Source organism: Actinokineospora iranica (assembly GCF_900101685.1).
Classification (GTDB): domain Bacteria; phylum Actinomycetota; class Actinomycetes; order Mycobacteriales; family Pseudonocardiaceae; genus Actinokineospora; species Actinokineospora iranica.
On the sequence record NZ_FMZZ01000029.1, the window covers coordinates 1 to 11,692 of the forward strand.

10 protein-coding genes and 1 rRNA gene are annotated in these 11,692 nt (G+C 70.6%); 9 read left to right on the forward strand and 2 right to left on the reverse strand.

The features are described 5' to 3' along the window. Positions 1-350: acetyl-coenzyme A synthetase N-terminal domain-containing protein (locus tag BLS56_RS30020; protein ID WP_324187547.1), on the reverse strand; the 350-nt coding region annotated here is incomplete at its 3' end. Positions 351-521: 171 nt separating this feature from the next. On the opposite strand from BLS56_RS30020, the gene BLS56_RS30025 reads away from it, so the two are divergent. From BLS56_RS30025 to paaZ, 8 genes are all read left to right on the forward strand, one after another. Beyond that, on the forward strand, positions 522-1,589 hold the full coding sequence (locus BLS56_RS30025) for a sensor histidine kinase (protein ID WP_091457927.1): 1,068 nt from the start codon (positions 522-524) through the stop codon (positions 1,587-1,589). Further along, a complete protein-coding gene (locus tag BLS56_RS30030; RefSeq protein ID WP_091457929.1) occupies positions 1,589-2,368 on the forward strand; it encodes a LytR/AlgR family response regulator transcription factor in 780 nt (259 codons plus the stop codon). The genes BLS56_RS30025 and BLS56_RS30030 overlap by 1 nt, the downstream gene beginning before the upstream one ends. Then, a complete protein-coding gene (locus BLS56_RS30035) occupies positions 2,365-2,832 on the forward strand; it encodes a hypothetical protein (protein ID WP_324187548.1) in 468 nt (155 codons plus the stop codon). Before BLS56_RS30030 ends, BLS56_RS30035 begins: the two co-directional genes overlap by 4 nt. 672 nt (positions 2,833-3,504) lie before the next feature. Continuing rightward, entirely contained in the window at positions 3,505-5,253 is a 1,749-nt protein-coding gene (locus BLS56_RS30040) for a sodium/solute symporter (protein WP_091457931.1), read from the forward strand. Between the two features lie 65 nt (positions 5,254-5,318). Then, entirely contained in the window at positions 5,319-5,645 is a 327-nt protein-coding gene (locus tag BLS56_RS30045) for a DUF485 domain-containing protein (RefSeq protein WP_091457933.1), read from the forward strand. A 70-nt stretch (positions 5,646-5,715) separates the two neighbouring features. Further along, a complete protein-coding gene (locus BLS56_RS30050; RefSeq protein WP_091457936.1) occupies positions 5,716-7,341 on the forward strand; it encodes a solute symporter family protein in 1,626 nt (541 codons plus the stop codon). A 157-nt stretch (positions 7,342-7,498) separates the two neighbouring features. Then, the gene (locus BLS56_RS30055) at positions 7,499-8,146 is read left to right on the forward strand and encodes an HNH endonuclease family protein (RefSeq protein ID WP_228772057.1); all 648 of its coding nucleotides are present in this window, start codon (positions 7,499-7,501) and stop codon (positions 8,144-8,146) included. A gap of 122 nt (positions 8,147-8,268) precedes the next feature. After that, entirely contained in the window at positions 8,269-10,290 is a 2,022-nt protein-coding gene (gene paaZ, locus BLS56_RS30060) for a phenylacetic acid degradation bifunctional protein PaaZ (RefSeq protein ID WP_091457938.1), read from the forward strand. Between the two features lie 28 nt (positions 10,291-10,318). On the opposite strand, the gene BLS56_RS30065 is transcribed toward paaZ, so the two are convergent. Beyond that, a complete protein-coding gene (locus BLS56_RS30065) occupies positions 10,319-10,966 on the reverse strand; it encodes a snapalysin family zinc-dependent metalloprotease (protein ID WP_228772058.1) in 648 nt (215 codons plus the stop codon). A 560-nt stretch (positions 10,967-11,526) separates the two neighbouring features. Here BLS56_RS30065 and BLS56_RS30070 point away from each other — a divergent pair. After that, positions 11,527-11,692 (forward strand): 16S ribosomal RNA (locus BLS56_RS30070); the annotation flags it as partial.

Sequence of the window (11,692 nt, forward strand, 5' to 3'; positions counted from 1 at the left end):
CGGTGCAGGTCGGCGTAGGTGATGGTGCGGGTGTCGCCGGGCTCGCCGACCCAGTGGATCGCGACCCGATCCCCCAACCCCGCTTGCACGTGGCGGTCGACGCAGTTGTAGGCCACGTTCAACCGGCCCCCCACAAACCACTTCGCGAACGGGGGGTTGTCCCAGTCCAGCACCCGCTCCCACCGCCGCGCCCACACCAACCGCTCCGCCTGGGCGGCCCAGAAACCCTCCCGATCCGCCTCCGCCTCCGCGTACGCCGCACCGGTCACATTCGCCCCCGCCACGAACCCCTCCGACGGCGCGAACACCCTGTGCTCCGTCGACAAGTTGTCCAGCGTTACCCCACTCATGTTTCTCCCACAGTTCGTCGCGGCTTCGATGCGTCACGGTAGAAGCGGCCGGGCTGCACTGACCGGACGCCGCGACGGACGGTGCCGGCTTCGGGACGAGTGGTCCACGAGCGTCACCCGAAGAGGTGGAAGCACGCCTAACATCTACGGCACCGTCGGAAAGGACCACGGATGTCGGCACCGGAGCGCGATGAACCCGCCCGATTAGGGCTTCCCTGGTCCCGCACCGACCCCGCCGCTGTTCTCGCCGTCGCCCGCGGCATCAGCGACGACTTGGCCGACGGGCTCGCCGGGGTCAGGGTCCGTTCGGCTGCCCGGGGCATCCGCGGGCTGCTCGATGCCGACGCCATCGGCCTGGCCGACCTTTCCGGCAGCCCCGTCTGGGCGGGCCGCGCGCCCTCGGGCACCCGTTGGCTGGCCCTGGTCGACGAAGTCCTGCACAACGAGACCCGCGCGGGCCGCCCGCCGCTGCTCGTCGTCCCGCTGCATGTCCACGACGAGCTGGCCGGGGTACTCGTGGTCGCGGGCCGGGTCCGCGCCGCCGCGGTCCGCGAGGTCGCCGAGTGGATCGTGGCCGCCCTCGAACGCGCCCGCCTGGAGGCCTCCGCCGAGCACGCCGCGCAGGCCGAACTGCGGGCGCTGCGCGCGGAGATCTCACCGCACTTCGTCTACAACGCGCTCACCGTCATCGCGTCCCTGGTGCACTCGGACCCGGAGCGCTCGCACGAGCTGATGCTCGACTTCGCCGACTACAACCGCTACAGCCTGGCGGGCCACGGCGATTACACCACCGTCGCCGAAGAGTTCCACGCCATCGAGACTTACCTGGCCCTGCAACGCGCCGTCCTCGGCGACCGGCTCCGCGTGCAGATCAGGGTGGCCCCGGAAGTGCTCGCCGTGGCGATTCCCTACCTGGTGCTGCAACCGTTGGTGGAGAACGCGATCCGGCACGGCGTCGAGCCGCGCGGGGCGGGCGGATTGGTCCAGGTGCGCGGCGAGGCCGAGGGCGCCGACTGCGTCATCACCGTCGAGGACGACGGCGTGGGCATGGCCCCGGCCCACGCCGAGGCGATCCTCGCAGGCAGAGGTCCCGCGGGCAGTGTCGGCCTGGCCAACGTCGACCGGCGGCTGCGCAACGTCTACGGGTCCTGGTTCGGGCTCGTGGTGGAGACAGCGGAGGAAGCGGGAACCCGGGTGGTCGTCCGGGTGCCGATGTTCGCACCGGGAGTGATGCCGTGATGGACAGCGGGCTGCGGGTGCTCGCCGTTGACGACGTCCGGGCCGCCCTGGACGAGCTGTGCAGGCTGCTGCGCGCCGCCCCCGACGTCGCGGAGACGCACGCCGCGGGCGACGCGCTCACCGCGGTGAAGATGATCCAGGCCGAGCCGTTCGACGCGGTCTTCCTCGACATCTCCATGCCCGGCCTCAGCGGCCTCGAACTGGCCTCGCTGCTGACCCGCCTCACCGAGCCGCCCGCGATCGTCTTCGTCACCGCGTTCGAGGACCACGCGGTGTCCGCCTACGGCATCGGCGCGGTCGACTACCTGCTCAAACCCGTCCGCGTCGAACGCCTGGCCGACGCGCTGACCCGCGTCGCCCGGGTCACCGCCGCCCGCCACCCGGCCGCAGCGCCACCACCCCGCCCAGCCCCGGACGCCATGCCCGCCCTGCCGGTGGAAACCGACGGCCGCACCCGCTACGTCCGGCGCGGCGAGGTGAAGTTCGCCGAGGCGCACGGGGATTACGTCCGCCTGCACACGCCATCGGGGGTGCACCTGGTGCGGATGCCGATCTCGCGGCTGCAGGAATACTGGGAGGGCTCAGGTTTCGCGAGAGTCCACAGAGGATTCCTGGTCGCCCTGGACGCGGTCCGCGAACTCCGCAGCGACTCCGTCGGCGGCCTGCTCGCCCACACGGATCTAGGCGACGTCCCCGTCAGCCGCCGCCACGCCCGAGAACTCCGCGAACGCTTGTTATTGGCGGCCCAACGCGGCGAACTAGGCCGGAGCGGCAGATGACCCCCCACCGCAGAGTCGCGGTCACCAGCCCCCAGACCCGCCTGGCCCACTCCCGCCGCAGACACCGCTCCGCCTGGCGACCCCCCACCCTCGACCCCGGCGAAGCCCGCCATGCCCTGACCGTCTACCGCGCCCAGCGCCTGCGAGCGGCGGTGGCATTGGCGGCCCTGTTCACCCTGCTGTTCGGCCTGCCGCTGCTCCTGCACACCCTGCCAACCCTCGACACCATCCGGGTGGCGGGCATCCCCGTGTCCTGGCTGGCCCTGGTCGCCATCCCCTTCCCCGCGATGGTCGCCCTCGCCCACTGGCACCTACACCACGCCGAACGCCTGGAAACCACCGAACCGTCCCGAACCCCGACTCATCGCCCACCCGCGTCCCCCCACCGCAGGCCGCATCCGGCGCAGCCGAAGTTATCCACAGGCGAGCCGCGTCCCCTTCCCCGCGCTGACCTGGGCCGATAGGATGGATCAGGGATGGTCCCCCAGGGCGGGTGGGCTTTGTTGTGGGGGCTGTGGGGCGGCGGAAACTGCTCTCCTGGTGGTCGAGTCTGGCCTCGCCTGGTGCGCGGTGGGGTGGTGCGGCGCATCAGGCCTCCCGCCAGTCGAGCCCGGCCTTGCCCGGTGCCTGTTTGGGCCCGTCGCTTTCGGTGGTGGGATGGGTGAGACGTCCGCACAGCCCTGCCAGGCTCCAGCCCGGGCTGGCCAGGTGCCAGATGGGGTGGAACAGCACACCCACTTGCCCGCCAAGCCGAAGCCCAGCCCTGCCGGGCGCCCAGTGGGGGTGGGACAGCGCACCCACCCTCTTGCAGGCAAGCCCAGCCCTGCCAGGTGCTCAGCGGGGGCAAGGAGCACACCCGCCCATCTGCCAGGCCTACCGGCCTGCCAGGTTCTCGGCAGGGCAGCGGAGGGCACCCGCCTCCCACAAGGCCGCACCCGGCCCTGCCAGGTGCTCGATGGGGTGGAGTGGTTTCTTTGGGGTGAAGGAAGATCCCTGAACTCGCCGTGGTCGTGGGGCCGAGGGCTCCCCACCCGTCTTTCCCGCGACGGGATCTTCCTTCGTAGGTGCCCCGAAGAAACCACTCCACCCCATCGAGCCAACCCCAGAACCCGGCCCCCCGCGGAACCGGACCAGCGGTGATCGCGCTCTTCGCGGTCGCCCCCGTAGTCCTGGTGACCCTGCTCGTCGGCCTTCGCGGCGTGGCCGCCATGCGGACCACCTCTGACTTCCTCGTCGCCTCCCGCCGCGTCTCCCCGCTGGTCAACTCGGCCGCCGTTTCCGGTGAGTACCTGTCCGCGGCCTCGTTCCTCGGAGTCGCGGGCCTCATGGTCAAAGACGGCGTCGGCGCCCTCTGGTACCCCGTGGGATTCACCGCGGGCTACGTGGCCATGCTGGTGTTGGTCGCCGCCCCCATGCGCCGGTCCGGCGCTGTCACCGTGCCGGACTTCGCCGAGGCGCGGTTGGCGTCGAAACCGTTGCGGCGGTTGGCCGCCGTCGTGGTCTTGGTGATCGCGGGGCTTTACCTGGTGCCGCAGTTCCGCACCGCAGGCCTGGTGCTCAGCGTGGTCAGCGGCAGCCCGTACTGGGTGGGGGTGGTGATCGCCGCCGTGGTGGTGAGTGTGACGCTCGCGGCGGGTGGGATGCGGGCGGCGACTTACGTGCAGGCGTTCCAGTTCTGCTTCAAGCTGTTGCTGTTCATCGTCCCCGCGATCTGGTTGCTGCTGCAGGCTGGCCCGCAGGTCCGCCACGACGCCGTTCACCCGGTGGAGTTCACGCACTTCAAGGGAAACACGCCGGTCGACTTCGAGGTCGAGGTCACCCTGGAGGTGCGGGAGCCGACCGTGCTGCTGTTCCCGGAGCGGGTCGTGGCGCCGGGGGAGTTGCGGGTTCCGGCGAACACCACGCTGGTCTTCGCCGAGGGCGCGGCCGTGCCGGGGGTGCGCGGCGGGGCGGCGCCGGGTGGGCCGGGGTGGCAGCGGCCGCTGCTCGACCTGCGGGACGCGGGCCACCCGCTGTTGGGCACCTGGGCGGTGCTGTTCGCCACGATGCTCGGGACCATGGGCCTGCCGCATGTGCTGATGCGTTTCCACACCAGCCCGGACGGTCGCGCGGCGCGGCGCACGGCCGCGATCACCGTGGGGCTGCTCGGCGTGTTCTACTTGTTCCCCGGCGTTTACGGCACGCTGGCCGCGGTGCTCGTGCCGCACCTGTACCTCTCCGGCGCGACCGACACCGCCGTGGTCGCCCTTCCGTCTCAAGTGGACAGCGGGGCGGCCGGGACGTTCTTCACGGTGCTGCTCACCTCGGGCGCGTTCGCCGCGTTTCTCGCCACCTCGCTGGGATTGCTGCTCGTCGTCGCGGGCGCGATCTCGCACGACCTCGCGCCCGGCGGGGTGGCGCGGCTGCGCTACACCGTGGTCGGCGCGGCCGCGGTGGTCGTGCTGCTCGCCCTGCCCTCGGCCCGGCTGGACGCGGGCGTGCTCGTCACCTGGGGGTTCACCGTGGCCGCGTCGACGTTCTGCCCGCTGCTGGTGCTCGGCGTCTGGTGGTCCCGGCTCACCGCGACCGGCGCCATCGCCGGTGTCGCCGTCGGGCTGGCCGCCTCGGCAGGCGCGATCGCGGCCACCCTGTTCGGGCCGCCGGTCGACGGGTGGCCCGCGATCCTGGTGGCCCAGCCCGCGCCGTGGTCGGTGCCGCTCGCGTTCGGCGCGATGGTCGTGGTGTCGCTGTTCGGCCGCCCGCCCTCCTGGTCGGCCGCGGCCATGCTGCGCCTGCATGTGCGCGAGCGCCGCACCCTCGCGCCGACCCGTGACCTGGACCACTCGTCGTGGTCCGCGCGCCGCTCGTCGGCCGTTCGTCGCGTCACTCGTCGTTTGGGCCGCTGATCACGCTCCGAGTAGGGTCACTTCCTTAACGTGACGGGGACACTCCCGGAATCGAGGAGGCACCGATGAGCACACCCGAGCCGCACCAGGACTGGGCGGAAGTCCAGGCGGGCGCGGAGTTCACCGAGTTACGCAGGCGACTGCGCGTCTTCGTGTTCCCGATGACCGCGCTGTTCCTGCTCTGGTACCTGGTTTACGTGCTGCTGGCCGACTACGCGCACGGGTTCATGTCGACCAAGCTGGTCGGCGACATCAACGTCGCGCTGGTGCTGGGCCTGGGCCAGTTCGCCTCCACCTTCGCGATCACTGCCCTGTATGTCCGCTACGCCAACCGCAAACTCGACCCGCTCGCGACGAAACTGCGCGCCGACCTGGAAGGAGCCGGGGAATGAGCGAGCTTGCGAGCGAATCATCGGCACAGTGCGTGGGCGCGCGGGGCCACCGAACAAGTGAGGTGGCCCAGTGACCGTCCGCGCGGCGGGCGTGACGGGCAACAGCCCCGCCCTCAACATCGCGATCTTCGCGGCCTTCGTGGCGATCACGCTCGTGGTCGTCTTCCGGGCCAGCCGCAACACCAAGACCGCGGCCGACTACTACGCGGCAGGCCGGTCGTTCACCGGCCCGCAGAACGGCGTCGCCATCGCGGGCGACTACCTCTCGGCCGCGTCGTTCCTGGGCATCGCGGGCGCGATCGCGCTCAACGGCTACGACGGGTTCCTCTACTCGATCGGCTTCCTGGTCGCCTGGCTGGTGGCGCTGCTGCTGGTCGCCGAACTGCTGCGCAACACCGGCAAGTACACGATGGGCGACGTGCTGGCGTTCCGGATGCGCCAGCGCCCGGTCCGCGCCGCAGCGGCGACCTCGACCATGGTCGTGTCGTTCTTCTACCTGCTCGCGCAGATGGCGGGCGCGGGTGGCCTGGTCGCGCTGCTGCTGGGCATCACCACCAAGACCGGCCAGTCCGTGGTCATCGCGGTCGTGGGCGTCATCATGATCGTCTACGTGCTGGTCGGCGGCATGAAGGGCACGACCTGGGTGCAGATCATCAAGGCCGCGCTGCTGATCACCGGCGCGCTGGCGATGACGGTCTGGGTGCTGGCGAAGTTCGGCTTCAACCTCTCCAGCCTGCTCGGCGCCGCGGTGGACGCGGGCGGGGCGAGCGGTGAGGCGCTGCTCAACCCCGGCAAGCAGTACGGCGGGTCGGAGACCAGCAAACTCGACTTCGTCTCCCTCGGTCTCGCGCTCGTGCTGGGCACCGCGGGCCTGCCGCACATCCTGATGCGCTTCTACACCGTCCCCACCGCCCGCGAGGCCCGCCGCTCGGTGGTGTGGGCCATCGTCCTGATCGGCGTGTTCTACCTGTTCACCCTGGTCCTGGGCTACGGCGCGGGCGCGATCGTCGGCCCGGACGCCATCCGCAACGCCCCGGGCAAGGCGAACTCGGCGGCGCCGCTGCTCGCCGAGGCGCTCGGCGGGCCGGTCCTGCTCGGGTTCATCGCCGCGGTCGCCTTCGCCACGATCCTGGCCGTCGTCGCGGGCCTGACCATCACCGCGTCGGCGTCCTTCGCGCACGACATCTACGCCAACGTCATCAAGAAGGGCCAGGTGGACGACAAGGACGCCGAGGTGCGCGTCGCCCGGATCACCGCCGTCGTCATCGGGGTCGTCGCCATCGTCGGCGGCATCGTCGCCAACGGGCAGAACATCGCGTTCCTGGTGGCGCTCGCCTTCGCCGTCGCCGCGTCGGCCAACCTGCCCACGATCCTGTTCTCGCTGTTCTGGAAGCGGTTCAACACCTCCGGCGCGCTGTGGAGCACCTACGGCGGCCTGGCGTCGAGCATCGTGCTCATCGTGTTCTCCCCAGCGGTGTCCGGGAAACCCGCGGGGGCGGCCACCCCGTCGATGGTCCAGGGCGTGGACTTCCACTGGTTCCCCCTGGAGAACCCGGGCATCGTGTCGATCCCGCTGGCGTTCTTCCTCGGCTGGCTCGGCACGGTCCTGTCCAAGGAGCGCCAGGACGACAAGTACGCCGAGATGGAGGTCCGCGCGCTCACCGGCGTCGGCGCGGAGAAGGCGGTGGCGCACTAGGGCCGTGTGACGGCGATCTCGATCGGCCGTCCGGCGTGGCTCCCGGCCGGTTGGCGCATGAACCCGAATATATGCGAGTAAAGCTGCATACTCGGGAGTGATTCATGCGCCAACCGGCTGTCCCCGCGATCGTCGTCCCGGTCGGGGGTGACCTCCCGTGAAGCGCCTGCTCCCGGTCGTCGCGCTGATCGTCGCCGTGGTGGTCCTGGCCTGGGCCACGAACTGGTTCAGCGCGGGCCAGCCGAACACACCGCCGTCCGCTTCGCCGACCGACGCCCGGCAACGGCTGTCCGAACTGGCGGTCAAGCCCGCAGGCTCGATGGCGGGCTACTCCCGGGACCGGTTCCCGCACTGGGCCACGGTCGAGGGACGCTGCGACACCCGGGAGACCGTGCTCAAGCGCGACGGCGTCGACGTCAAGACCGACGCGGAATGCCGGGCCGTGTCCGGCAGTTGGACAAGCCCCTACGACGGCGAGACCTGGACCAAGGCCTCCGACATCGACATCGACCACTGGGTGCCGCTGGCCGCCGCCTGGCGCAGCGGCGCGGCGGAGTGGACCGACGAACGCCGCAAGGAGTTCGCCAACGACCTCACCAACCCCCAGCTCATCGCGGTGACCGACAACGTCAACCAGAGCAAGGGCGACCAGTCGCCGGACCAGTGGAAACCGCCGCTGAAGACGTACTGGTGCACCTACGCCGCCAACTGGATCGAGATCAAGCACCGCTACGGGCTCTCGATCACCGCACCGGAGAAGGCCGCGCTCCTGGAGATGCTCGCCGAGTGCGCCCCCACCCGGTGACGGCCGGGCGATAGGGCCGTCCGTCAGCCCGCCACGAAGCCGGGCGCGGCATTACCATCGAAGCCGGACGGTCGGAACGCGCGGCGACGACGCCGCCCCCGGCCTCGGGGAGGTCGAGTTCGATGGCAGTTCTGCGCAGCTACGTGTCCGGCCGCTGGCAGCGCCCGGACGACGGGACGCCCCTGCACGACGCGGTCACCGGCGCGGAGGTCGCCCGAATCTCCTCGGCGGGCGTCGACATGGCCGCGGCGCTCGACCACGGCAGGCGCGTCGGCGGGCCTGCCCTGCGCGAGCTGACCTTCCACCAGCGCGCCGCGCTGCTCAAGGTCCTCGCCTCCCACCTCATGGAGCGCAAGGACGAGCTCTACGCCCTGTCCGCGCACACCGGGGCCACCCGGCGCGACGCGCAGGTCGACGTCGACGGCGGCATCGGCGTGCTGTTCGCCTACAGCGGCAAGGGCAGGCGCGAACTGCCCAACGCCAAGGTGTGCCTGGACGGCCCCGTCGAGCCGCTGGGCAAGGGCGGCACCTTCGTCGGCAGGCACATCGCCACCCCGCTGCGCGGCGTCGCGGTGCAGATCAACGCCTTCAACTTCCCCGTCTGGGGACCGCTGGAAAAGCTCGCCCCCGCCTTCGTCGCGGGCGTGCCCAGCCTGGTCAAGCCCGCAAGCCAGACCGCCTACGTCACCGAGAAGCTCATCGAGCTGATCATCGACTCGGCGATCCTGCCCGAGGGCAGCCTGCAACTTCTCAGCGGCGGCGCGGGCGACCTGCTCGACCACCTCACCCCGCAGGACCTCGTCTCGTTCACCGGCTCGGCGTCCACCGCCCGCAGGCTGCGCGCCCACGACACGATCGTGCGGCACAGCGTGCGGTTCAACGCCGAGGCGGACTCGCTCAACTGCTCGATCCTCGGCCCGGACGCGAGTCCGGGCACGGCCGAGTTCGACCTGTTCGTCAAGCAGCTCGTCACCGAGATGACGGTGAAGGCGGGCCAGAAGTGCACCGCGATCCGCCGCGCCATCGTCCCCGCCGCTCTGCTGCACACCGTCGCCGAGGCCACCGCGGAACGGCTGTCGACGGTGACGATCGGCAACCCGGCCAACCCGGACGTGCGCATGGGCGCGCTCGCCAGCCTGGAGCAGCGCGAAGAGGTCCGCCGCTCGCTCAAGTCCCTGCTCGCCGCGGGCACCCTCGTCTTTGGCGACCCGGAGCGGGTCGAGGTCGTCGACGCCGACCCCGAGCGCGGCGCGTTCCTGTCCCCGGTCCTGCTGTGCGCCGAGGACCCCGACCGCGCCGAGCCGCACGAGGTCGAGGCGTTCGGCCCGGTCAGCACCCTCATGCCCTACACCTCCACCGAGCACGCGGTCGACCTCGCCGCGCGCGGCCAGGGCAGCCTCGTCGGGTCCGTGGTCACCGGGGACGCCGACTTCGCCCGGGACGTGGTGCTCGGGGCCGCCCCGTGGCACGGCAGGCTGCTCGTCCTCGACGCCGACGACGCCAAGGAGTCCACCGGCCACGGTTCGCCGCTTCCCGCGCTCGTGCACGGCGGCCCCGGCCGGGCAGGCGGCGGCGAGGAGCAGGGCGGCATCCGCGCCGTGCTGCACCACCTGCAGCGCACCGCCGTGCAGGCGAGCCCCAAGGTGCTCGCCGCCGTCACCGGCGAGTGGGTGGCGGGCGCCCCGCGCGACTTGGGCACGCACCCCTTCCGCAAGTCCCTGGCCGACCTGCGCGTCGGCGACTCGGTCGTGGCCGGTCCCCGGGTGGTCACCCAGGCCGACATCGACCACTTCGCCGAGTTCACCGGCGACACCTTCTACGCGCACACCGACCCCGAGGCCGCCGCGGCGAACGAGTTCTTCGGCGGGATCGTCGCGCACGGCTACCTGGTGCTGTCCTTCGCCGCGGGACTGTTCGTGTCCCCGGAACCCGGCCCGGTGCTGGCCAACTACGGCCTGGAGAACCTGCGGTTCCTCGCCCCGGTCTACCCGGGCGACGAGTTGACCGCCACGCTGACAGCCAAGCGGATCACCCCGCGCGAGAACGCCGAATACGGCGAGGTCCGCTGGGACGCCGACGTCACCAAGCAGGACGGGACCTCCGCGGCCAAGTACGACGTGCTGACCCTCGTCGCGAAGTCCTGACCCTGCTTGGCGAACGCCGCAGACGGGACTAGGCCGCGTCGCTGACGACCAGGGTGAGCGCAGTGTCCTGGGTGGCGACGGCGGTGGCGTAGTTGCGCTGGACCACAGAGCGCTCGGTGGGGTTGGGCTGGGCGTTGGCGCAGGTGACCGGCGCCGAGCTGCCCGACATCAGGTCCGCGCACAGCCCGGTGCGCCGGTCGGGCAGCCCCAGCGAGTGGCCGAACTCGTGGGCGATGATCCGCAGCGGGCTGTACCCCTGCTGGACGGCCCGGCGGCCGAACCACACGGTGCCGCTGCCGCTGGCCCGGATCGGGCCGAGGGTCGCGCGCGGCCACCCGTCGTCGGCGATGACGCGGATGTTGACCCGTTGCCCCGCGGCCGCCTTGACGATCCGCACGTTGGTCACCGCCGCGTTCCACACGGCAGCGCCATCGGCGACGACGGACTTGAACTCGCCCGCGAGGCTGTCGTCGTAGGTGAGGGTGGTGACCGCGGCCGGGGCGGTGGGCGCCGCGGCCGCGGGCGCCGCCCCAGCGACCACGGCCGCGCCGAGCGCGGCGTTGGCCGCGACCAGCGTGAGGATGCGTCGAAGTGTGGACTTGGTCTTGAGCATGGATGTGCTCCTGCCGATAAGCGGCCCGCCGGTAGGCAGGCCGAACCCGATGGCCGAAACCATGCGTACTCGCCCCCTTACCCACTCCCGGGAGATAGTGACCGCCGTCACAAGAGTTCACATTCCCAACTTTGATCGGGGCAGCTGACGCGCCGAATCCGCCCACGCACCGCACTTGATCAGCGAAAACGCGCTCTGGAAGGGCTCTGGGAGGCTGTGGGCGGCTCGATCCCGGCCGTCCGGTCGACGCGCTCGGGCCTGCTGCGAAAACCCTTGTGGCGCAACGACTTCCGCTGCTCGCCCTGGGGCTGTCGCGGTGTGCGGACCCCCCGATTTGATCCCGTGTTGGCGACCGTGTAACTTTCTTCCTGTCAGCGCGACACGGGCCGGAAAAACCGGAACGAGCGAAGACACTCCAAAGACTTAGAAGACAAACCAGCCTCGGATGAGGTCGCCTTGTTTGGCGGTTGATTCGGATGTGCGTGTGTTGTTTGAGAACTCAACAGTGTGCCGATTTAAGCCAGTAGAGCTTGAATGATTGAACCCCTTTTTGTGGGTTCCTTTGAGATGATGGATTGATGCCAGTTTTTGGTGTCGTTTGTCAGGATGTGCCAAACAATTCATTATTGGAGAGTTTGATCCTGGCTCAGGACGAACGCTGGCGGCGTGCTTAACACATGCAAGTCGAGCGCTGAAGCCCTTCGGGGTGGATGAGCGGCGAACGGGTGAGTAACACGTGGGTAATCTGCCCTGCACTCTGGGATAAGCCTGGGAAACTGGGTCTAATAC

Excerpts from the sequence above, each read along its gene's own strand:
- BLS56_RS30035 (WP_324187548.1), top strand. The coding sequence starts at position 2,365 with ATGACCCCCCACCGCAGAGTCGCGGTCACCAGCCCCCAGACCCGCCTG.
- BLS56_RS30030 (WP_091457929.1), top strand. The coding sequence starts at position 1,589 with ATGGACAGCGGGCTGCGGGTGCTCGCCGTTGACGACGTCCGGGCCGCC.
- BLS56_RS30065 (WP_228772058.1), bottom strand. The coding sequence starts at position 10,966 with ATGGTTTCGGCCATCGGGTTCGGCCTGCCTACCGGCGGGCCGCTTATC.
- BLS56_RS30045 (WP_091457933.1), top strand. The coding sequence starts at position 5,319 with ATGAGCACACCCGAGCCGCACCAGGACTGGGCGGAAGTCCAGGCGGGC.
- BLS56_RS30025 (WP_091457927.1), top strand. The coding sequence starts at position 522 with ATGTCGGCACCGGAGCGCGATGAACCCGCCCGATTAGGGCTTCCCTGG.
- paaZ (WP_091457938.1), top strand. The coding sequence starts at position 8,269 with ATGGCAGTTCTGCGCAGCTACGTGTCCGGCCGCTGGCAGCGCCCGGAC.